Origin of the sequence: Gardnerella vaginalis 1500E, assembly GCF_000263595.1 — a bacterium.
In the GTDB taxonomy this organism is placed as follows: domain Bacteria; phylum Actinomycetota; class Actinomycetes; order Actinomycetales; family Bifidobacteriaceae; genus Bifidobacterium; species Bifidobacterium vaginale_E.
Window position 1 is genome coordinate 15,385 of record NZ_ADES01000012.1, and the last position, 23,449, is coordinate 38,833.

17 protein-coding genes are annotated in these 23,449 nt (G+C 41.7%); 6 read left to right on the top strand and 11 right to left on the bottom strand.

The features are described from left to right. Nucleotides 1–102: 102 nt before the first annotated feature. Nucleotides 103–1,563, bottom strand: coding sequence for a GTPase HflX (gene hflX, locus CGSMWGV1500E_RS02675; RefSeq protein WP_004128268.1), 1,461 nt, complete (start codon nucleotides 1,561–1,563; stop codon nucleotides 103–105). Between the two features lie 107 nt (nucleotides 1,564–1,670). Here hflX and CGSMWGV1500E_RS02670 point away from each other — a divergent pair, with 107 nt between their 5' ends. Together CGSMWGV1500E_RS02670 and hrpA are read left to right on the top strand one after the other, a co-directional pair. Continuing rightward, nucleotides 1,671–2,408 carry a class I SAM-dependent methyltransferase gene (locus tag CGSMWGV1500E_RS02670; RefSeq protein WP_004128270.1) on the top strand — a complete coding sequence of 246 codons (738 nt, stop codon included), beginning with the start codon at nucleotides 1,671–1,673 and terminating at the stop codon, nucleotides 2,406–2,408. Further along, nucleotides 2,409–6,518, top strand: coding sequence for an ATP-dependent RNA helicase HrpA (hrpA, locus tag CGSMWGV1500E_RS02665; protein ID WP_268886570.1), 4,110 nt, complete (start codon nucleotides 2,409–2,411; stop codon nucleotides 6,516–6,518). An 84-nt stretch (nucleotides 6,519–6,602) separates the two neighbouring features. On the opposite strand, the gene CGSMWGV1500E_RS02660 is transcribed toward hrpA, so the two are convergent. Together CGSMWGV1500E_RS02660 and CGSMWGV1500E_RS02655 are read right to left on the bottom strand one after the other, a co-directional pair. After that, nucleotides 6,603–8,027 carry an MFS transporter gene (locus tag CGSMWGV1500E_RS02660; RefSeq protein ID WP_004128273.1) on the bottom strand — a complete coding sequence of 475 codons (1,425 nt, stop codon included), beginning with the start codon at nucleotides 8,025–8,027 and terminating at the stop codon, nucleotides 6,603–6,605. 47 nt (nucleotides 8,028–8,074) lie between these two features. Then, nucleotides 8,075–9,031 (bottom strand): nucleoside hydrolase, encoded by a 957-nt coding sequence (locus CGSMWGV1500E_RS02655; RefSeq protein ID WP_004128275.1) that lies wholly within the window; start codon nucleotides 9,029–9,031, stop codon nucleotides 8,075–8,077. A gap of 341 nt (nucleotides 9,032–9,372) precedes the next feature. On the opposite strand from CGSMWGV1500E_RS02655, the gene CGSMWGV1500E_RS02650 reads away from it, so the two are divergent. Continuing rightward, entirely contained in the window at nucleotides 9,373–11,646 is a 2,274-nt protein-coding gene (locus CGSMWGV1500E_RS02650; RefSeq protein ID WP_004128277.1) for a HelD family protein, read from the top strand. A gap of 117 nt (nucleotides 11,647–11,763) precedes the next feature. On the opposite strand, the gene nrdR is transcribed toward CGSMWGV1500E_RS02650, so the two are convergent. Together nrdR and CGSMWGV1500E_RS02640 are read right to left on the bottom strand one after the other, a co-directional pair. Then, nucleotides 11,764–12,219 (bottom strand): transcriptional regulator NrdR, encoded by a 456-nt coding sequence (gene nrdR / locus CGSMWGV1500E_RS02645; RefSeq protein ID WP_004128279.1) that lies wholly within the window; start codon nucleotides 12,217–12,219, stop codon nucleotides 11,764–11,766. A 62-nt stretch (nucleotides 12,220–12,281) separates the two neighbouring features. Beyond that, nucleotides 12,282–12,665, bottom strand: a complete 384-nt coding sequence (locus tag CGSMWGV1500E_RS02640) for a LysM peptidoglycan-binding domain-containing protein (protein WP_004128290.1) — start codon at nucleotides 12,663–12,665, stop codon at nucleotides 12,282–12,284. A 166-nt stretch (nucleotides 12,666–12,831) separates the two neighbouring features. Between CGSMWGV1500E_RS02640 and lexA the strand changes: the two genes are divergently transcribed. Continuing rightward, nucleotides 12,832–13,578, top strand: coding sequence for a transcriptional repressor LexA (gene lexA, locus CGSMWGV1500E_RS02635; RefSeq protein WP_004128292.1), 747 nt, complete (start codon nucleotides 12,832–12,834; stop codon nucleotides 13,576–13,578). A gap of 90 nt (nucleotides 13,579–13,668) precedes the next feature. On the opposite strand, the gene CGSMWGV1500E_RS02630 is transcribed toward lexA, so the two are convergent. From CGSMWGV1500E_RS02630 to CGSMWGV1500E_RS02605, 6 genes are all read right to left on the bottom strand, one after another. Further along, on the bottom strand, nucleotides 13,669–14,148 hold the full coding sequence (locus CGSMWGV1500E_RS02630) for a GreA/GreB family elongation factor (protein WP_004128294.1): 480 nt from the start codon (nucleotides 14,146–14,148) through the stop codon (nucleotides 13,669–13,671). A 79-nt stretch (nucleotides 14,149–14,227) separates the two neighbouring features. After that, entirely contained in the window at nucleotides 14,228–14,635 is a 408-nt protein-coding gene (locus tag CGSMWGV1500E_RS02625; RefSeq protein WP_004128295.1) for an FKBP-type peptidyl-prolyl cis-trans isomerase, read from the bottom strand. Nucleotides 14,636–14,761: 126 nt separating this feature from the next. Further along, nucleotides 14,762–16,273 carry an L-serine ammonia-lyase gene (locus CGSMWGV1500E_RS02620; RefSeq protein ID WP_004128297.1) on the bottom strand — a complete coding sequence of 504 codons (1,512 nt, stop codon included), beginning with the start codon at nucleotides 16,271–16,273 and terminating at the stop codon, nucleotides 14,762–14,764. Between the two features lie 84 nt (nucleotides 16,274–16,357). Then, nucleotides 16,358–18,970, bottom strand: a complete 2,613-nt coding sequence (locus CGSMWGV1500E_RS02615; protein WP_004128300.1) for an HAD-IC family P-type ATPase — start codon at nucleotides 18,968–18,970, stop codon at nucleotides 16,358–16,360. Continuing rightward, entirely contained in the window at nucleotides 18,960–19,628 is a 669-nt protein-coding gene (locus CGSMWGV1500E_RS02610; protein ID WP_004128302.1) for a hypothetical protein, read from the bottom strand. Before CGSMWGV1500E_RS02610 ends, CGSMWGV1500E_RS02615 begins: the two co-directional genes overlap by 11 nt. A 94-nt stretch (nucleotides 19,629–19,722) precedes the next feature. After that, nucleotides 19,723–20,331 carry a pyroglutamyl-peptidase I gene (locus tag CGSMWGV1500E_RS02605; RefSeq protein WP_004128304.1) on the bottom strand — a complete coding sequence of 203 codons (609 nt, stop codon included), beginning with the start codon at nucleotides 20,329–20,331 and terminating at the stop codon, nucleotides 19,723–19,725. Between the two features lie 346 nt (nucleotides 20,332–20,677). Between CGSMWGV1500E_RS02605 and nox the strand changes: the two genes are divergently transcribed. Together nox and CGSMWGV1500E_RS02595 are read left to right on the top strand one after the other, a co-directional pair. Further along, complete coding sequence (gene nox / locus CGSMWGV1500E_RS02600; protein WP_004128306.1) at nucleotides 20,678–22,018, top strand: H2O-forming NADH oxidase; 1,341 nt, start codon at nucleotides 20,678–20,680, stop codon at nucleotides 22,016–22,018. A 185-nt stretch (nucleotides 22,019–22,203) separates the two neighbouring features. Next, nucleotides 22,204–23,328 (top strand): 4-hydroxybutyrate dehydrogenase, encoded by a 1,125-nt coding sequence (locus tag CGSMWGV1500E_RS02595; RefSeq protein WP_004128308.1) that lies wholly within the window; start codon nucleotides 22,204–22,206, stop codon nucleotides 23,326–23,328. Nucleotides 23,329–23,449: the final 121 nt, after the last annotated feature.

The window sequence follows — 23,449 nt, forward strand, 5'->3', positions numbered from 1 at the left end:
ACTCGCATAAAAATACTTAATTTATGCATCATTAAGGGCTGCTCTCACATTAAGAGCTTATTGGTATGAACACCTTTACTCTAATCGCACCACCGGAATTTTTTATTGCAATGCGACTTGCTTTAGTTTTGCAGCTAAAGAAGGACCAACTAAAGCTGTAATACTAATACCGGTATCTAAGTAATCAACCTTTTCAACTATGCCATTTTCGCGAATTTTTGAAAGAAGCGAACCTTCACTATACGGAATAATCGCATCTATATGAACGCGTGGAGATGGCAACAATTCTTCTATAGAATCGCGAAGTATTTGCACATTTTCGCCACTTGCTGCCGAAACAATAATTGCATTCGAGTAAATAGCGTTAAAATGTTCTCGCGTAGCATCACTCATCATATCTGACTTATTAAATGCAATAATTTGTGGAATATCTTCTACGCCATCAATTTTTGAAAGAACTTCGTTTACTGCATCAATTTGCGAAATAGGATCCGGGTGCGAACCGTCAACTACGTGCAAAATAACATCAGCTTGGCTAACTTCTTCCAAAGTAGATTTAAAAGCTTCCACAAGTTGAGTTGGTAGCCTGCGCACAAAACCAACAGTGTCAACTAAAGTATAGTTTCTGCCGTCTTGAGTTTGCGCTCGACGAACTGCTGTATCAAGAGTTGCGAATAACGCATTTTCTACTAATTCTTGCGAACCAGTTAAGCAATTAATAATAGAAGATTTACCAGCGTTCGTATAGCCAACTACTGCAACTGTTGGAATATCTTTACGTCTGCGAGATTCACGTTTTACGTCACGTGCAGGTGCCATATGTGCAATATCGTGGCGAAGTTTAGAAATACGATTGCGAATAGCTCGACGATCCATTTCTATTTTTGTTTCGCCAGGCCCTCTAGAACCAATACCAGCTTCTCCTGCAGCTCGTCCGCCAGCCTGCCTAGAAAGAGCCGCACCCCAGCCTCTAAGTCTAGGAAGCATGTATTGCAATTGTGCAAGCTCCACTTGAGCTTTACCTTCGCGGCTCGTAGCATGCTGAGCGAAAATGTCTAGAATCACAGCAGTTCGATCAACAACCTTAACTTTAGTTACATCTTCTAAAGCGCGTCTTTGGCTTGGAGGTAAATCGTCGTCAACAATAATCGTGTCTGCATCATGTTGCGCAACAACTGCTGCAATCTCACGAGCTTTTCCAGAACCAACATAAGTTGCAGCATCTGGTCTATAACGCTGTTGCAATATTCCGTCGCACACAACAGCGCCAGCTGTTTGAGCTAATGCTGCAAGCTCTCGCAAAGATTCTTCCGCTTGTGCAAGAGTTCCTTTTGCACTCGACCATACGCCTACTAAAACAACGCGTTCAAGGCGAAGCTTTCTGTATTCAACTTCAGTAACATCTTGTAATTCGCCAAGACCTGCAACACGCTTTAAAGCGTTTCGTGATTCGCGCTCCTGCCAAGTCTCATCGTGCTGTTCTCTTGATGACGTGTTGTCAAGAAGCACGTCGGAATGACTCAAAAGCACATCATGAGTAGCAGTCCCCTCGCTATCTACCATTATGTCCTCCTGTATTCCATTGTGAATGACGTTTTACAACGTTTGTTTTATTATGGTGAATTGAGCCGACAATACAAAACGATGCGAAAGCAAATAAATAGCGAATTATGAGTAAGCAGCAATCGAAAAAAGCAAAGCAGTTACAAGAATCAAACCAATATAAAAAAGCACAACCACAAAATACGCAAAAGCAAAAAAATAAACAAAAACAACAAAAAATAAGTGGTGAACAATACTTTTCAGCCGAGCCTTCATCGATTGACGAGCGTCGCACTTTACACGTAACTTTGAGAAACAATGACGTAACCGTGCAAGTTTCTAACGGAGTTTTTAGCACTTCAAGACTTGATTTAGGCACATCTGTACTTTTAAAACATGCTCCAAAACTCCCGGAGTTAGGAAAATTCCTCGATATTGGTTGCGGATGGGGCCCTATTAGCATCGCTTTAGGATTGGAGTCTCCAAATGCGGAGATTTTTGCTGTGGATGTTAATGAGAGAGCGCTGAAACTTACTGAATTAAACGCAAAAAACGTTGGCTTAAAGCATATTCACACTTCTTTAGTAGATGACGCTTTAAAAGAAAACAATACTTTAGAATTTAATAATTTTGATATTATATGGTCTAATCCCCCAATTCGCGTTGGAAAAGAAATATTGCACAATATTTTGCTAACTTGGATTCCGCGTTTGAAAGTAGGAGGAGCAGCATACTTGGTTGTGCAAAAAAATCTTGGATCAGATTCACTTATTACTTGGCTTGCTGAGAATCTGGGTGAAAGTTATAGCGTTGAAAAATACGCTAGTTCCAAAGGGTACCGTGTTATTGAAGTACTAAAAAAGTAAATATCTACGAAAAGAAATAAACATATTATGAAATTTGACTACCCTGCTGAACTTCCTATTTGCGCGGCACACGACGAAATTGTAGAAGCAATTAAGTCTTCACAAGTTGTGATTGTTTCCGGACAAACCGGCTCTGGTAAGACTACGCAAATACCAAAAATGGCGCTTGAACTTGGAAGAGGCGGCAGAGGTAAGCAAATCGTACACACTCAGCCTCGCCGTTTAGCTGCACGAACTGTAGCCGAGCGTATTGCCAGCGAAATGGGAGTAAAACTGGGCGAAGAAATCGGCTACCAGGTGCGTTTTACAGACGAAAGCTCAACTAAGACAAAGCTTCGAATTGTTACTGACGGTATTCTACTTGCGCAAATTCAGCGCGATCCTCTTCTTACTAGATACGACACGATTATTATTGACGAAGCTCACGAACGCAGTCTTAATATTGATTTTCTTCTAGGATACTTAACGACCTTGCTCCCAAAGCGTCAAGATTTAAAACTGATTATTACGTCTGCAACTATTGATTCAGCTAAATTCCGCGATCATTTTGAAGAAGCTCTACATATAAAAGTTCCTGTTATTGAAGTTTCGGGACGCACGTATCCTGTGAAAGTACTTTACGAACCTCTTGGATCTGCTCCTTCACTTATGAAACATGTTCCTGGCTTTGCAGATATAACAATGGATGAGGAAACTGTTGCAGAAAGTCAATCCAGCGAAAGCAATCGTGATGATATTGCGGATGAAGATATGACTTCTGCAGTAACTCGCGCATGCGCACAGTTGGTAATTCATTCAAGTCACGATCGAGGCGCGCGTGACATTATGGTTTTTGCTTCCGGCGAGCGCGATATTCGAGAGTTTGAAGATGGCTTACGTTCATATTTTGGCACGCGAGCAAGTGATATGAAGCGAGCGGATGCTATTGAAATTGTTCCTCTTTTTGCCCGTCTTTCTTCAAAAGATCAGCACAGAGTTTTTGAATCACACTCTCATCAGCGCATTGTTATTGCTACGAATGTTGCTGAAACTTCTCTTACTGTGCCTGGTATTCGATACGTTGTTGACCCCGGTTTTGCGAGAATTTCCAGGTATTCTAAGTCTGCTAAAGTGCAACGTCTTCCAATAGAACCGATTTCTCAAGCGAGCGCAGATCAGCGTTCTGGACGATGCGGACGAATCGCAGACGGCATTGCTATTAGACTTTATTCGCGCGAAGATTATGAAACTCGCCCACGTTTTACAGATCCTGAAATTTTGCGCACTTCTCTTGGTGCAGTAGTTTTGCATATGCTTTCGGTTGGTGTTGCTAAAACTGGCGAAGATATTACTAATTTTGGTTTTATTGATCCGCCAGACATAAAAGCTGTAAGCGATGGCTTTAACGAACTTACCGAGCTTGGAGCAATAAGCAGAAAATCTGGTGTAATTACTCTAACTAAAGTTGGACGCGAGCTTTCTAAGCTGCCGATTGATATTCGACTAGGACGAATGATTGTTGAAGCAGCGCGAAAAACTACTCCAGATACTCTTGCTGCAGTGCTTGTAATTGTTGCATTCTTAAGTTTGCAAGATCCTCGCGAACGTCCTGAGGAACAGCGCGAGGAAGCAGATAGGCTTCATAATCGTTATGCAGACGAAACAAGTGATTTTTTGACTGCTCTTAACATGTGGGATCGCCTATTCCAAGCGGATGGAGATATGAGCAACAATGCGCTTCGCAGAATTTGCAAAGCGGAATTTTTCCACTTTTTGCGTTTAAAACAGTGGAAAGATTTAGTTAATCAACTTCAAGACTTGTGTAAAGAGTTGCATTATAAAGTTGGCGACCCTACCCCAGTTAGAAGACCGTCTTTGGAAATTCGTCAACTTCCTAATAACCAGCAGGCTTCTCACAGCTTGTGCTGTTCTTGGGATTCGCAAGGAATACACTCGTCAATGCTTGCAGGATTGCTTTCTATGATGGGAATGCAAGTAGTGCGTGAACCTAAAGCTTCTGATTTTGCGGGATTAAGTGGAACTGCAAAAATTCGAGCTATGAAACGCGCTCAAAAAATGTCTAAAAACGATTATCAAGGCTCTCGAGGCACAAGATTTGCAATCTTTCCAGCTTCTGCAGTTTCTAAAACAACTCCTTCGTGGATTATTTGCACCGAATTAGTTGAAACTTCAAGACTTTGGGCAAGATACTGCGCACAAATTGATCCTGCTTGGGCTGAGCCTCTTGCTAAAAATCTTACGAGAGTCACATATTCTGACGCCCATTGGAGCGCTTCTAAAGGCGCTGCCATAGCAAAATCTAAAGTATTGCTATACGGATTGCCTATTGTTAAAGATCGCACGGTTCAATGGGCTAGAGTTAATCCTTACGAAGCTCGTATGATTATGATTCGTCAAGGATTAGTTGAAGGCGATATTCAGCAGCGTTTCCAGCACGATGAGTTTATTTTAAATAATCGCAATGTGCTTGACGATGCAGATAATCAAGCAAATCGCACTCGTCAAATAAGCGAAACTGTAAACGACGAAGATTTATTTACTTTTTACGACACTCGCATTCCTCAAGAAGCTACCACTATTGCAGCTCTTGCAAAATGGTGGAAGGATAATTGGGAAGAAAATCCTAATATGCTCAACTTTGATCCTGATGAAGTTGAACGTTTGCAAACTACACAAAGCACTGATTTAGCGGATTATCCTGACCATTGGAATACTGTTGGAACTGACGGTGAACCTATAAGACTTCGCTTAAGCTATATTTATGATCCTAGCAATCCCTTGGATGGCGTAACGGTGCATGTACCGCTTTACGCGCTTTCCAGGTTAACGTCTGAAGAGTTTACTTGGAATGTTCCAGGTTTGTTGGACGAGCTTATTATTGGAATGATTAAGTCTTTGCCAAAATCTTTACGAGTGCAATTTGTTCCAGCACCTAATACTGCGCAAAAAATTCGTTCTTGGATTGACGAGCATTACGATACTCTTCCTGGAATTGAAGAAACTAATAAAGATATAAATGCTCCTTCTTGGCCTGATTTTCGCGAAGTTTTTACCAAAGCTGCTATTGCTGTTATTGGCGCGCAGATTCATCCGGAAGTGTTTAACGATGAGCAAATAGAAAGGCTTTCACCATATTTGCGCGTAACTTTTAGCGTTGAAGAAAGAAAAACTAACTCAAATCGCAATAAAACTGCCGTAAAAAACAATTATGCTAATCGCGTAAAACCTACAATTCTTGGAACAGATAAGTCATTAATTGCATTGCAAAAACGCTTTGCAAAAGAAGCTCAAGAATCTGCTAGAGCGGTTGTAAATCGTAAAGCAAGTAAAGCAGCTCAAGCTGGAAACGTTGTAGAAAGAGCTGATTTATTGCACAAATCAGGCGCTACTAATATTTCTCGCTCGCAAATGGTATGGCAGGGTGCGCTAAACATGTTGCATTTAGACAACAAGCGTATTACTTCCAGATGGCTTGGTTCAGAAGCTTTACTTCTTGCAGCCGCACCTTACTCAACTTCTAAAGATTTAGCAGAAGACTTGCAAATGGCAGCAGTAAAACGACTGATTCCAAACACAGACAATATTACTGATGACAATTTATTGCGCGAAACTGTTGCCAATATTTCCGAAATATACGAGGATACGGTATACGATGTAGCTCACGATGTGATTGCTATATTAAAGCGTGATGCGGAAGTTAGTAAAGCTGTTTCTGGAAAAGCAGATTTGCCGATGCTATCAGTTTTGCAGTCCATTCGAGAGCATGTTGCAAGCCTAGTTTATGAAGGTTTTATTGCTAAAGCCCCATCGGATTCACTTCCTAGAATAGAAAAATATTTGCATGCTGACGTGATTCGTCTTAATAAAGCTAAGTCAGATAAAAACCGTGATGTTCGTTGGGCTTGGGAAGCTGAAGAAGCACACAAGATTGTTGAAAAAGCTAAAGATAAAGCAAAATCTTTACCTGCAGGACCATCGCATGATGAAGCAGAAAATATTGCGGAAAGATTGCGCTGGATGTGTGAAGAGTTTTATGTGTCACTTTGGGCGCAAGAGCTTGGTACAGCCTACCCAATTAGCATACAGCGAATGCGAAAACTGGAAGCATAAAATAATTAACATAAAGGTAGGCGGCCGCACGTATTTTGCACGACCGCCTACTTTTATTTTTGCTTAGTTATTAGCCTATTTAGACTATTCTTCAGCAATTTCCTTCTTTTCAGAAATAAAGCAGCTGCGAACCAAGTAAACCACTAAACCAATGACGGCTACTGCTGCACCCATCATAAGCAAATTGGAATAACCTGCATACTTTCCGCTAAGACCACTGAAGGAGAATCCCTTGAATAAATCTCCACCAAAGAAACCACTAAAGAGAGAAATACCAATGGAAGCAGTAACATTCATAATTAAATCATTCATGCCACAGCCACGGCCAGATTCTTCAACTGGAAGAGCAGAAAGAACTGTTGAAACAATTGGAGAATACATCAAGCCGCATCCTGCATAGTAAATGCATGCGCAAATAGTAAGCGACATAAAATCAGTGTTGATAAGCAAAGCTGCACCAACCCAGCCAACAATCATCAAGAATGCTGCTGTAATAATACCTGTTTTACGGCCAATATGACTAATAATCGTACCGGAGAACACACCAAATACTGCTGCACACACAAAAGCCCACACAAGGTAGGAAGAAACCTGTGAAGTGTTCATGTGATACAAAGCGCTGCCAATCACATTGTAAATAGGAGGCATGCAATAGTTGGTGAAGTAGAAGATGAAGATTAATACGATGCCAGAAAGCCAACGCTTATTCTTAAAGAATGCTGGCGTTACGAATGGGTTCTTCGCCTTCATAATGTAGAAAGCAAACAGAACAAAAAGCACTATAGAACCAAGCAACAGTCCCCAAGCTTTATAAGAGAAGAAGAGCGTAAGAAGCGTTACAGCAATACCAAATACTGTAAAGCCAAGCTTATCAATCTTCCCTCCAATACCATTCTTAGTAGGCAAGCACTTAACAAGAACCGGCAAGAACAAAATAGTAATTGCAGGAATCAAGAACAAATACTGCCAAGCAATAGAGCTAAGAGCGCCAGCAGCAAATACGCCAATAGAAGCAGAAAGCTGATAGGCAGCAGTAAAGAGTCCGAAGAAAATAACTTTCAAATCATTGCGCAAATACTTAGTTGCAATAACCAGGAAGGAAGATCCTGCAACCTGCTCACCAGCTGTTTGCAAAATACGTGCAATAATAACGGTCCACAAGTTTGGAGTGAAATAGAAGTTTGCAATAAAACCAAATAAAGATCCAACAAACAGTGTTACGAGACCGATTGTTATAAGCCTACGAAGCGACACAAAGTCACCTAAAGATCCATAAATAAAGCAAACTATACCTAACACAATAATCGGTAAGCTTGTAATAAGAGATGCCTGATCAGGCGCTCCAACAGCTTTACCAATCTGATTAAATACCAAGTTGAAGCCTTGCAAACACAAAGTGCCAAGAATAAACGTAATAAGCAGCAAAATAAGAGAATAAATTGCCACTTTATCGCGGGTTTTTGGATCCTCGTATGGGTCTGCTGCAATAGCAGCTGCATTTTCATTCATAATAATCCAATCATTTATTACGTATAAATTTTGTTATTAAGTTTTAATCAGCCAGCAATTTTTGCCAAGTTAGAAATTCGCGTCATGAATTCGTTCAAGAAACGCTTAACATCTACACCCAAAGCTACTTGCATTGTTTTAACAGGGTCGTTCAAACGTGTTACATCACCAATAGTGCGTCCACGAGTTGGGCCTTCAACATCTACCTGCATGTTGATTGGTAGAGTTGTAACAAGCGTTGGGTCAACAGCAACTGCAACAGCCAACGGATCATGCAAACCGCAGCCACCAAGGTGAGGAGCAGTAGTCTCGTAAGCCTTAATGTAGAAGTCGGTCATATCCGCAAGGAACTTACCAGCTTTTGTGCCAAGATCGCGCCACTTTTGCGTTTCCTTATAGGTAAGCAAGGTTTGCAAAGTAACATCCAAACCGACCATTGTTACGGGGGCGCCAGAACGGAATAGGACGTCTGCTGCATCTGGATCTTGGGAAATATTTGCTTCCATCCAAGGAGTTACATTTCCATGAATTGTAAGAGCGCCGCCCATAAGAACAATCTTGCCAATTTCATCTTTGATTTCTGGAGCCTTATGCAATGCAGCAGCAATATTTGTCATAGGACCAGTCGGAACATAAATAAGATCCTTGCCATAAGTCTTAACTGCATCAATTATAAAATCAACAGCTGGCTCAGACTCAGCTTCACGCTTTGAATCTGGAATAACAACATCGCCAATACCATTGTCACCGTGAATGAATGCAGAAATAGGCAGAACTTCAAACGAATCTTTCTTGCTCGCATGCGGCAAACCACGATACACTTTAACTTCTGGATGTCCAAATAAATCTGTTATAGCAAGAGCATTACGAACGCCCTGCTCCATTAAAACGTTGCCATACGTACCAGTAATACCAATCAGCTCAACCTCAGGACTACCAAGAGCATAAGAAATTGCTAAGGTATCATCAACACCAGTATCCAAATCAAGAATAAGCTTCTTCATGTGAACTACCTTTCTGATCACAAACTCGCTACATCAACAGTGATGCAGTAAGCCATTCTGTTTATTTTTAAGTTGCAACAAACTCGTAGGCGTCAACCTCATCGTTTTATGCTTCACAACTCAAAAATTCTATCTCTTTATAATTCAAAATCAACCCTTATAAACATATGTTTAGATTATATTTTTGCGGCAAAATAAAACGCAATTATTCGCTAAGCTTTTAGCTTGTTTTAATTTAGATTACAACACGAAATAAATCAGTGGTTTATGCCTCGAGATATACTTAAATGCCTAAAAATTGGCTTTGATTTGGCTGCAGATTTTACGAAGAATGGAAGCGTATGTCTACCTATTCCTCACAACTTAGCGAAGAACAGCAGGCTGTTGACAGTGCTTATAGTCGACTTGATGACTTGCGTAACACTATTCGTACACGCTTGGATGCTGTACGCGCAGCAGGTTCGCACGGATCTCCTACTCAACGCACAGAGCGTGATTCTTTCGCAACCATGTACGAGGATCGCTTAACACAGTTGCGCGCTGTTGAAGATAGGCTTGTTTTTGGGCGACTTGATAACACAGAAGGTATTAGACGATACATTGGCCGAATTGGTTTGCTCAGCGAAAACCACGATCCTATTCTTACAGATTGGCGAGCCGAAGCAGCACGACCATTCTATGAAGCGACTCCTTCGCATCACGGCGACATTGTTATGCGTCGTCACATTACACTTCGTTTTAGAGACGTTGTTGGCGTTGAGGATGAAATTTTAGATATTCATTCTGAAGAAGTAGGAAAAGCTTCTGAACAAGGAACTTTAACAGGCGAAGGTGCACTGTTAGCTTCATTGGGTTCTCGCAGAACCGGAAAAATGACTGATATTGTTGCAACTATTCAGGCTGAACAAGACAGGATTATTCGAGCTCCTCTGGATCGCACGATTGTTGTTCAAGGAGGGCCTGGTACAGGAAAAACAGCTGTTGCTTTGCACCGAGCAGCGTACTTGTTGTACACTCACAGACGCAAACTTGAGCGTTCTGGAGTTCTTATTGTTGGACCAAGCTCCGCATTTTTGCGCTATATTGATCAAGTTCTTCCATCTCTTGGCGAAACTGGCGTAGTAAGCCGTACTATTGCGGATTTAATTCCTGGAATTCACGCAACTTGTGAGGATTCTGCGTATGCTGCAAAATTAAAAGGCATGTACCGTATGCGAACGGTTATTGCAAACGCTATTGCAGCTCGTATTCGAGTACCTAAAAATCTTCCAACATTACATATTGGAGGATTAAGCGTACCTCTTCTAAAAGAAGATATTGAAATTGCTCAAGCAGACGCACAACATACTCATCAGCCGCACAATCAAGCGAGAACTACGTTTGTTAAAACAGTACTTAGCATACTGAAGAACCGTTATCTGCAGCAGCTAGACTACACTCCTGATCAAACGGAATTAAACGATATAACTTCTCAACTTCGTTTGGACGATAAGCTTCGAATTACGCTAAATCTTGCTTGGCTTCCAATGACAGGACAATGGCTTATTGATCAGCTTTTTTCAAAACCTGATCAATTGCGCAAGTATGCTCCATGGCTTAGCGAGGAAGATATTAATGCTCTTACTCGTAAAAAAGGCAGCCCTCTTACTAAATCTGATATTCCACTTTTGGATGAAGCAATGGAATTGCTTGGAGCAGATCCAAAACTTGATGCTCAGCGAGCAGCTTTACAGGCTAAGAAGCTTGAGGAACAGCAGTTCGCTGCAGATACTTTGGCTCAGGCAGGAATAGGAAATGGCATTGTAACTGCAGATATGCTTCTTGATAATTTGCAAGGCGACGACGCTGGTATGCTTGCGCGTAAAGCCGCATCCGACCGCGAGTGGACTTATGGTCACATAGTTGTAGATGAAGCTCAAGAGCTTACAGCAATGGACTGGCGTATGCTTATACGACGCTGCCCTTCGCGCTCATTTACTATTGTTGGAGATGTTGCACAAACTTCTGCTTTAGGTGGCACACACCGTTGGCAGAAAAATATGAATCCAATGTTTGGCGAATCAAATTGGGATCTTTATGAACTTACGATTAATTATCGTAATCCTCGCGAAGTTTCCGAAGCTGCAAGCAAAATTGCGACCAATTCTGGATTATATATTTCCACAGTTAATGCTGTAAGATCCGTGCCAGATTCTCTAATGTCAGATATTGTTGAATCTAACGATGAGCTTGATACAACTCTTGCTAATTCATGCGTTCAATTGTTCAAAAAGTTTATATCTGAAGATGGTAGCGGTCGCATAGCTATTATTGCTCCTTGTGACATGGTGAAACATACTCAGGAAATAGTAAATCAAGCATTAAAGAATGCTTTACCTGAAAAAATTTGGAATAACATTAGTCAACAGAGTGCCGACGATTGCCAATGCAGTGTTTCTACTGCAGAAGAGGTAAAAGGTCTTGAATATGATGCTGTGATTGTTCTACAGCCTTCTAAAATTGAGCAAGAAGCGGCTTCCAGATTGGCGGCAGCAGCAAACCTGTATGTGGCTATGACGAGACCAACTCAAAGATTGCATATTATTCGCACCAGAAATGATGCAAATTTTGAATAATAAAATCTAAAACGCAGAAAACTTAAAAAATTATCCTGTTATTAATTTAATAACAGGATAATTTACTAAATAGACGAACAGTTAGGTAGTTAATTAATTAAGCTCTTAGTAAAAGTACTACTCTTCTTCTTTACTGCGCTTCAAATCTTCAATCGCACGCTCAAAATCTTCAAGACCAGTAAAGTTCTGATATACACTTGCGAAACGAAGATACGCAACCTCATCTAATTCACGCAATGGCTTAAGAATAGCTTTACCAACTTCTTCAGAAGTTACTTGAGCTAAACCACGTGCACGCAAATCAGCTTCTACTCGCATACCCAATGTCTTTAACTCTTCTGCATTAATAGGACGGCCCTGGCATGCTTTACCAACACCAGCCACAACTTTTGCACGATCAAAAGGCTCAACAGATCCTGAACGCTTCATTACAAGTAATTGCGTCGTTTCTACTGTTGTAAAACGATTTCCGCACACCTGACATTCACGTCTACGGCGAATAGAATAACCATCTTCACTAATACGAGTATCAATAACTTTCGTATCTGAATTTTTACAAAAAGGACAATGCATATATTCAGCATACTAGAAATTAAGGAAACACGACATAATAATGTTCACTTTATTTTCTAATATCACTGATTTGAACTAACAATTGGCACATTAATAGACTGTCCAACTTCCAAATCGGCAGATGAAAGATGATTTAAGGAAATAAGTCGTTCTACATTATCTGCAATATCGCCATTTTTTGGAGTAATTGTTGAAGCGTAACTCCACAATGTGTCACCTGGACGCACAGTATATGTAATAAACTTTTCAGGAACAGCCGAAACAGCAGTTTTTGGCATGAACACAGCACAGAATACAACTATTGCTATAGGAAGAACAATAATTCTTAACAGCCTATTCCTTCTAAGACGCATTGCAGAAGCTCGTTTACTACCTAAAACAGCTTTAGTTGCGATTCTTTTTGAACGAGTACTAATGCGATTATTGTTCCTCAATGCCGTATTCATAACTATCCTTTCCTTCGTAATCAATCAATCAATCAATTGAACATTTGTTCTATCGAACAGGTGTATCAATAATGACACATTTGTTCGACAGTTACAACGGCGTGTCGAACAGATGTTTGATTTTTTTGAAGAAGTGAGTTATTATTAATACATCGAAAGGAGCACCATGAATAACGAGAAAACAAACAGGAATGCCGTCAACAATAATGACAGCATTGACCTCAGCAATGTTGACGAATTATCACTTACAGAACGTCAACGTGCAATTGTTAACGCTATTCAAAACAGTCTCAAAATTCATGGTTTTCCACCTTCCTTTAGAGAAATAGGCGAAGCAGTTGGACTTAGAAGCCCATCTTCCGTAAAACACCAGCTACGCGCTCTAGAAGAAAAAGGAGTTTTGCGAATTAGCGCAAATAAAGGGCGTGCAATTGAAATTCTTGACGATTCTGTATCTGATAGCAAAATAAATACCACCATCAATAAAAGTTATTCAAAATCCGTTGATATTGCTGCTTATGATTCAGATTCTGTAATTAATTCTAGAGATGTACCTTTAGTTGGACGCATTGCTGCTGGAATACCAATTACAGCAGAGCAACATGTTGAAGATGTTATGCGATTACCAGAACGATTAACTGGTACAGGAAATCTTTTTATGCTTGAAGTTCATGGCGACTCTATGATTGATGCCGCCATTTGCGACGGAGACTATGTTGTTGTGCGCGAACAACACGAGGCAGTAAATGGAGATATTGTTGCCGCTTTACTTGACAATGAGGCAACAGTTAAAACTTTCAGAAATGACAATGGCCACGTTTGGCTTATTCCTCATAATCCTGCATACTCTCCTATAGACGGCTCACATGCAACCATTATGGGCAAAGTTGTTACAGTGCTAAGAAAAATTTAATTAATCCTAAAACCCAAACCCCCAAAAAAATCTCCCCATCTGACATATAAACAACCAGATGGGGAGAATTATTTTATTAAAACAACCTACTTATGCAAGAGGATTAGATTCCTTAATGGTCACAGAAATCTCACGGCCATTAGGAGCAGCATAGCTAACAGTATCTCCCGCATGAGCACCCATAATAGCCGCACCGATAGGAGATTCAGGGCTAATAACGTCGTAATCTGTAGCTACAGCAATATCTCGAGATCCAAGAACATAAGTCATTTCACGACCAGCAAGTTCCAAAACAACCAATGAACCATTTCCAACGGTTCCAGCTTTTGGAGCTTCAAGAATCTTAGCATTACGAAGCTTTACAATAAGCTCGTTAATACGGCCCTCATTCTTACCCTGCTCTTCTCGAGCAGCCTGATAACCACCGTTTTCCGACAAGTCACCTTCAGCTCGAGCTGCAGCAATACGCTCAGTGATTTCTTCACGATATTCACCTTCGCGATGCGCTAACTCCTCTTTTAGCTTGTCGTACGCTTCCTGCGTAAGCAAAATAGTTTTTTCCTCAGCCATTGCTACCTCCCTATCAGACAATCTCTTACAGAGTCAAAGACGTTGTGTGCTTAAATAAAACAGCGCACACGCTTTTAACTCAACGAGTTGAAATAATATCAACAACAAATACTAAAGTTGCTCCACCGTCAATACCAGCTTGTGGAACACCGCGAGAACCGTAACCATACTCAGGTGGAATCGAAATCAGCAAACGAGATCCAACATTGTGTCCAGGAACTGTGCGATCCCAACCCTGAATTACTTGACCAACGCCAATACCGAAGCTAGCTGGAGTGTGACGAGCAAAGCTGGAATCAAACGGCTTTTCACCACCCCAAACAACACCATGATAATTCACAGTTACAGTATCACCAGCGCGAACAACTGGTCCATTACCTTCAACCAATTCAACAACTTTAAGACCAGCTGGCGGTTCAGATTCAGGGAACGTCACCGTTGGCGTAGTACCAAATTCTGCAGTTACTTCCGGCATATCCTGTGCCATAATGCCTCCTTTTTAAAAACTCCAATTAGTGCAATCTGCAATAGTATAACATCTGCATAGACTGATTTTACAGCCTTATAGAATTACTAAACGCTTTTAGATTAACTCTTATTAACTTGTCCTAGATTAGCACTCAACAACGTTTACAGCTAGTCCACCTTTTGAAGTTTCTCGATATTTAGACATCATGTCATGACCAGTTTCTTTCATAGTCTTAATTGCCTGATCAAGGCTTACCATATGCGAACCATCTCCAAGCATTGCCATTCGAACAGCATTAATTGCAGTATTTGCAGCCATAGCATTGCGCTCAATACAAGGAATCTGCACTAATCCGCCAACCGGATCGCAAGTCAATCCTAAATGATGCTCTATGCCGATTTCTGCAGCATTTTCAACCTGTTCCGGCGTTCCTCCCAACACTTCACACAATCCTGCAGCAGCCATTGAACAGGCAGAACCAACCTCCCCTTGGCAACCAACTTCAGCACCAGAAATTGAAGCATTTCGCTTAAATAAGTAACCAACTGCACCTGCAGCAAGCAAAAATCGCACAACTCCATCTTCATTAGCAGAATCAACAAATCGCCAATAATACTGCAATACTGCAGGAATAATTCCAGCAGATCCATTCGTTGGAGCAGTAACAATACGTCCGCCGCCAGCGTTTTCTTCGCTAACAGCGAGCGCAAAAAGATTGACCCACGCAGAGTCTGAACTTTCTAAAGCAGCATCTGAACGACGACGATTATTGCGAAGCATGTCTGAATTTGCAGCTAAACGCTCATACATTCGAGGCGCTCTGCGAGGAACATCAAGACCGCCTGGCAAAATCGGTTGCTTTGAGTTGCAGCCATTTTCTACACATTTGCTCATAACTTTCCAAACATGCAGCAAATAGTTGCGCACGTATTCAGCATCGCCTTCATGCAAAGCTAATTCGTTCTGCCAAACAACATCGCTGATTGACATATGCTTTTCTAGGCAAATATTTATAAGCTCGTCGCATGAAGTAAAAGGATACGGAACAGTGGAATCTTTTGTTTGATTTGAAACTTTTTCCGTATTGTCATTACTATTTTCGCTATTATTTTCGCTACTATTTTCGCTACTATCACTATTACTTACGTTATTATTATCATCCTGCTCAGTAACGCGCTCATGCAAGCCAACCATTGCATCATCAGCATGACCTTGACGCACAAATCCGCCGCCAATTGAGTACCATACTTGCTCATCTATATTGTTTCCATTAGCATCTTCTGCCACAAAACGCATTCCGTTAGGATGAACAACCATTCGCATCCATTTTTCAAAAATTACGTCCTTGTCGTAGTCAAAAGAAATAGTATGCTCCCCTGCAAGCGTTAAAGTTCCAGTCTTTTTACATTCCTGACGAATGGTAAGCATGTGATCAGTGTCTACATTATCTGGAAGATTTCCTTCAAGACCTGCAACACAAGCGCGATCAGTTCCATGACCAAGACCAGTTAGAGACAACGAGCCATAAAGCGTAACCTTTACGTGCGCAACGTTTTTAAGATTGCCGCTTTTTTTAAGCGACGTAACAAACGCACAAGCTGCACGCATAGGACCTACCGTATGCGAAGAACTAGGGCCAACGCCTACTGAAAACATCTCTAAAATACTAAACACGTATCTATTGTAAGCATCCTTAAGCTAGCTTCGACACACTAATTGCGTTGAAATATGTTAGATTATTCACTTCTTACTTTGTTTAGGTAACAAGTTTGCTAAACTCACGCACGCAAACCATAGTATTACAGCTAAAACAACAGCTATAAGCATTACAGTAAACGCGCTCCCTGAAGTTGGCACGTGAAGTTCAAAGAACTTTGCAGTAAACGGTATAAAAGCTCCAACAACTCCAGCTGCAGCAAATAGCGCAACCATAATCCCTCTCCACGAGCGCAAAGGTTTAGCAACGCTTGCGAGCACTAGTATGCCGAGAACAAATACTATTACGGAACAAATGCTACGAGTAGTTGCAAGAGCTTGCACGTTTGAAACAATAAAACGGGAAGCTTTCAAACTATTTTCTACATCTTTGTCAAGATTCAACCCTAAAACGCGAGGAGCTATAACAGCAGTAGCGAGCACAGAAAGCGCTATAGCAAATCCGCTAGGAACAGCAAAACGCACAACGCGCTTCAAGAAACCTGGAATGTATCGACGAGTATTAGGCGCAAGAGCGAGCAAAAATGCTGGAATGCCAATAGTTAAAGAACCAATATAAGTAATATGACGAGGCAAATACGGGAAGTGCAGGGCTAGAAGCACAACTCCTGCAGAAATAAGTGCAGAATAAACAGTTTTTACAAGGAACAAGCCAGCAACACGTTCCATATTTGCCATCACTTGCCTACCGCGAGCCACAACATCCGGCAAATGCGAGAATCGTGAATCAACAAGAACCACTTGAGCTACAGCTTTTGCAGCAGGAGCAGCGTTGCCCATAGCAACGCCCAAATCAGCTTCTTTAAGAGCTAAAGTATCATTCACGCCGTCACCAGTCATAGCAACCACATGACCTTGAGCGTGAAGCGCTTGAACAATCGCCTTCTTTTGATGAGGAAGCACACGCCCAAGAACATCCACATTTTCAAGCACTTTAGCCAATTCGTTAATATCTTCCGGTAATTTTCTAGCATCCATTGCAACAGGCTTACTATCCCCTGTTAAACCAACTTTTGCAGCAACAGCAGCAACAGTTGTAGGATTATCTCCCGAAATTACGCGGCAGCGCACGCCCTGCTTACGGAACCATTCAAGCGTTTTACGCGCATCTTCACGAATACGCTCAGAGCAGCGAACTAAAGCAACAGGCTGAGCATTTGCGCAAATAGTAGGAGAATCACCAAAAGTTTTATCTGTTTCCGTTACTCCACTTACGATGCTACTATCGCTACTTACTTTCGCAAGAAGAAGTACGCGCTCACCAAGCTCCGCATAAGAATTAACTTTCGCTAAAAGTTCATTAGAATTTGCATAATTAATCGCGCTTAGCAATACTTCCGGAGCACCCATATACCAAGTTTCATATTCTCCACTGCTTTTCGCATATTGCACCGCACTCCACTTTCTAGCAGAAGAGAACGGAAGACGATTAGATACATGCGCGCTAGCTGCAACTCCTTGAGAGGCAAGCCCTTGCATAATTGCAACACCTGTTGCGTTTGGATTTTCTTCGTTTGATAAGTCAAATAAAGCTTGATTGGTCTGTAAGTTAGTTTGTAAGTTGGTTTGTAAAGATATTTCGGAACTAGTATTATCTATATTTTCTACGCCAACGAATGCAATACCACCGTCGGTTATAGTGCCAGTTTTGTCTAGATTCAAGCAGTCTACGCGCGCTAAAGTTTCTACAGATTCCAACTCCTGAACTAACGTTTGCTTACGAGCAAGTCGCATAGCAGCCACCGCAAAATTAAGCGAAGTAAGTAACACCAACCCTTCTGGAATCATGCCAACAACGCCTGCAACAGCAGAAACAACAGCTCCCCTCCAAGCACCAGTCTGCCAAGCTTCAACAAATCCGCCAACCTTGTGCATTTGCGACCACACAAGCAGCACGCACAAAGGCACCACAACCATCGTCATATACTTCAAAATCGTGTTAATTCCACGGCTTAAGTCAGAAATTGTTTTGGTATAAACCTTCGCTTGCGCCGCCAATTTTGCCGCGTAACTGTGCTCTCCCACGGCAGTAACACGCGTTAAAGCCATTCCAGAAACTGCAGTAGATCCGGAATAAACGTCGTCACCTTTTGTCTTTCGAACTGTAGCAGACTCGCCCGTAAGCATGGACTCGTCCATTTCCAAGCCCCACGATTCCAGCACTTCTACGTCTGCAGGAACTTGCTCGCCAGCTCTAAGCCACAAAATATCCCCAAGCACAATATCTTTGTGCGCAATATCAATATTTTCTCCGCCTCTACGCACCATTGCGCGAGCGGCAATCAATATAGAAAGCCTATCCAAAGTGCGCTTTGCTTTTAATTCAGTCACAATACCAATTCCAGTATTCACCAGAATAACCGCACCAAAAACAGCATCTTTCCATGAACCTGTGGCAAGAACAACTATCATTGCCGTGAAAATAATCGCGTTAAACAATGTAAACACGTTCGCGCGCACAATATCCATTAAAGAGCGCGAAGTCTGCTTAGAAGTAATATTTACATCTCCGCGAGAGACTGCCTCTACAACCTCCTCGGTGCTCAATCCAGAAACTTCTACTTTAGGAAGCGCCGCAATAGCGTTATTATTAGCGTTTTCTGCAGACTCTATTGCGTTTTGTTTATTACTTGTCATTTATAATCACTTCCCTACCGTGTGGCGTATTGTCAATTATTGCGCGAACAATGCTTAGCAAAGACGACCGCTCAGGCGCTAAATTATGCGAAATATCCCCAACTCTAAATATTGCAGCATATAAAGTTTCGTCTTTTGGTGCGTTTACAGGATTTACTAATGCAACTGGCACTCCAGCGTAACGCGCGTATTGCAACGCAGAAATCCATTCTTTGCTTTCAGATTGTTTATTGCTCGCAATCTTATTGAGCTGTTTGTTCTCTTTTTTATTTAGTTGATCATTAGCATTATGCGAATCGTCAACGCTTGTTACGTCTAGCGCGTTAATAAGTATTAGTGAAACAGGCTGCTCGCTTGCAGCGCGAATAGCTTGTTGAGCTGCATCGTTCGCATTATTTATATTTGACACAGAAACGTAAGAAGCACTTAAATTTGCCATTTTGCACTTCTGCATAATATCAGCATCGAGAACTGCTAATTTAGAACCAATTACAAGTAAATGAATATCGTTAATATCCACACCGTCGTGAATTATGTCCCCAGCGCGACCAGTAGCTCCCACAGCTTTACCCTGCGGTTCGCAAGCACTCAACGCACCCAGCGCTAAAGCAGTTACAACAGCAGTCGCAAAAATAGTAGTAGCGCGTTTAGAAAACATAAGACTTTTATACCACACCTTCAACATAAGTGGATGTTTTGAGTTATTTTATGCAATTTGACAAATTAAAGATTTGCTGGCGATTTATCTGCAATCACTTGCAGTCATCCGCAATTACTTGCAGCGCAACTTCAATACCTCGAAGCATATCAGCTAAACTCATAGAACTCGTAGTCGGCTTATCAAGAATCTGCTCAGGCAAATATGGAACGTGAATAAAACCACTCTTAATCGTCAATTTTTTAGTCTGGCAATAATAACAAACATTGTAAAGCACATCATTACACACGTACGCGCCAGCAGAAAAAGACACAGACGCCGGCAATTTTGCTTTATTTAAAGCATCAACTATGTTCACAACTGGCAAAGTCGCTTTATACGCCACATCGCCATCTTGCACAACAGGCTCATACCAAGGCTTATACCCACTATTATCCGGTATACGCGCAGCTCTACAGTTAATTCCAACATACTCAACGTTAAAACAAGCAGAACCACCAAATTGCCCTAATGAAAGCACAGCATTAGGGTGAACTTCCTCTATTTTCTCAATAACTTTTTGCGCGCCCTTGCTAAATTCCGTAGGAATCTGCAAACGAACAAGTTCCACACCCTCAGGCGCATGCACTGATTGCGCAATCTCCCACGACGGATTTATAGACTCATTATTAAACGGCGTAAAACCAGTAATCAAAATACGCATCACAATACCCCTTCATACGAATATCACTTTATTAAAACATTAAAACGCACCACAAAAAAACTGTACATATGTGAATGTCACTGTATATAAACTGTATACAAACTTCAGGATTCTACTACGTAATTCATGTTCGCAAAAAGATTAGTGATAGTCAGATTGTGAAATAACCACACAACTCCCCACACAACTCCACCACAACACGCACAAAATCAAAATTGGTAAGACTCGCATTCGTGTAATAGTATTGTGCATTGGATGTGCATTCGCGCAGCAGCGTGAATTAAACAAAGCAGTTGAAGCACATACAATAATTTCAACAGAATTCAACGACGAAAAGAGATTACCGATGACGAAGATCATTCAGATTGGCGCAAATCATGCCGGCACTGCCTGCGCTAACACAATTTTGAGCTACCCAGGAAACGAGCTTACAATTTACGATCAGAATAGCAATATTTCCTTCCTTGGCTGTGGCATGGCTTTGTGGATTGGCAAGCAGATTCAAAGCAGCGACGGACTGTTCTACCAGAAGCCAGAAGATTTTGTTAAAAAAGGCGCTAAGGTAAATCTTGAAAGTAAAGTTTTAGACATTGATTACGCAAAGAAAGAAGTAACAGTCGAACTTAAAGACGGCACTGTTATTCACGATTCTTACGACAAGCTGGTTCTTGCTACCGGCAGCCTTCCAAACAAGCCGCGTATTAAAGGCATCGACTTGGAAAACGTGCAAATGGTAAAGCTTTTCCAGAATGCGCAAACTGTTATTGCCAAGCTCCAAGAGCGTGATTTCCGTAATGTTGTGGTTCTTGGCGGCGGCTACATTGGTGTGGAACTTGCTGAAGCCTTCGAGCGTCTTGGTAAAAACGTGACCCTTATTGACATGGAAGACCATATTCTTAACGGCTACTTTGACCCAGAGTTTTCCGATAATTTGAAGCAAATTATGGAGAATAAAGGCATTAAGTTTGAACTTGGTCAAACTGTTGAAGAAATTGTTGGAGACACTGAAGTCAAGGCTGTTAAAACAAGCAAAGGTACTTACGAAGCCGACATGGTGATTTGCGCTATTGGCTTCCACCCAAACGTTGCGCTTGGCAAGGATCATTTAAAGCAGTATGCTAACGGCGCTTTCCTTGTTGACAAGAAGCAGCAAACTTCCGATCCAGACGTGTACGCAATCGGCGACTGCGCTACGATTTACGACAATGCCCGAGACCGCGTGAACTACATTGCGCTCGCTACTAACGCTGTTCGAAGCGGCTTGATTGCAGGTCACAACGTTTGCGGAACTCCTGTAGAAACTGAGGGCGTGCAAGGCTCTAGTGCAATGATGATCTACGATTACAAGCTTGTCTGCACTGGCTTGAGCTTGACTGCCGCTCAAAAAGAGGACATGGACGTTGATTACGTTGATTTTGAGGATACTCAAAAGCCTGCGTTTATGGAAGTTGAGAATCCAAAGGTGAAGATTCGCATCGTTTACAAGAAGGATACGAAGGTTATTGTTGGCTGCCAGTTGGCTTCTAACTACGATATGTCTGCCGCAATTCACCTGTTCTCGCTGGCTATTCAGAAGAAGGTCACGATTAAAGAGCTTGCTCTGTGCGACATCTTCTTCATGCCTCACTTCAACCAGCCGTACAACTACATTACGATGGCTGCTTACACGGCTTTGTTGAAGGGATGATTAGACTTTGCTGATTAGCTTAGGCTGAATCACTTTTTCTGATTAGCTTAAATCACATTTATTAAACCAAGCAATCTGTTCTATAATGGAGCAGTTGCTTGGTTTTTTAATCATCCGCGCACAAAAGCGCGCGCAAAACGCGCATATTAGCGTAAGACATGCAGATTAAAACAAAGGAGTCTAGGATGAAGCAGCTTTCTATTAAACCAACTATTCATAAGTTCGAGAACGCTCGCGATTTTGCGCAAGAATTCAAGCTCGGCAAAGGTGATTTGGTTATTACAAACCAGTATATTTGGGAGCCTTATTTTGGCGATTTGAATCTTGATTGCAACGTGATTTTCCAAGAAAAATACGGCAAAGGCGAGCCGAGCGATGCAATGGTTGACGCAATTGTTAGCGACATTCACACTACTCCAAAGCGCGTGATTGGAATTGGTGGCGGCACTGTTTTGGATATTTCGAAGGTTTGTGCGTTGAAGCAAACAAGCCCGCTTGAAGACTTGGTTGACGGCAAGATTCCTGCACAAAAAGGCGCGGATCTTATTCTTGTTCCAACTACTTGCGGCACAGGCTCCGAAGTTACGAACGTTGCGGTGTTCTCGCTTACTAAGCGCAATACCAAGAAGGGTTTGGCGAACGATGCTTGCTATGCTACGGACGCTGTTCTTATTCCAGAATTGTTAAAGAGCCTGCCGGATTACGTTTTTGCAACCAGCTCTATTGACGCTCTTACACACTCGATTGAGTCCGCACTTTCTCCTATTGCAACCGAGCTTACAAAAATGTTTAGTTACAAGGCTTGCGGACTTATTTTGCAAAGTTATATGCGAGTTGTTAAAGAAGGCAGCAGCGCAAAAAGCCAAGTTGTAAGCGACTTGGTTTCGGCAAGTCTTTACGCTGGTATTGCGTTTGGTAACGCTGGCTGCGGTTGCGTTCACGCGATGGCTTATCCGCTTGGTGGAACTTTCCACGTGGCTCACGGCGAAACGAATGCAGCTCTTCTTACAAGCGTTTTGCGATACTATGCGAAGCACGACGAAAATAGCGCAGAAAACACTGAACTTTCTGAGCTTTTTGACTTTATGGCAAATATTCTTGAATGCCAGAAAGAAGACGTACTAGACAAGCTTGACGAAGTTCTTAACACGATTCTTCCTAAGCATAAGCTTCACGAGTATGGCATGAGCGAGGATATGATTCAAAGCTGGGCTGCAAGCGTTGTTAAAGAGCAGCAGCGACTTTTGAAGAATTCTTACATGCATATGGACGAATCTGCAATTGCCGAAGTCTACGCGTCTACTTTCTAAAATCGAATCTAACTAAAAAACAGATTCCACTAAAATCAGATTCCCCTAAAAGACGAATCTCACTAAAAAATAATCCCCGCAACCAACAAAAGCTGCGGGGATTTTAATTATCGCGCCTACA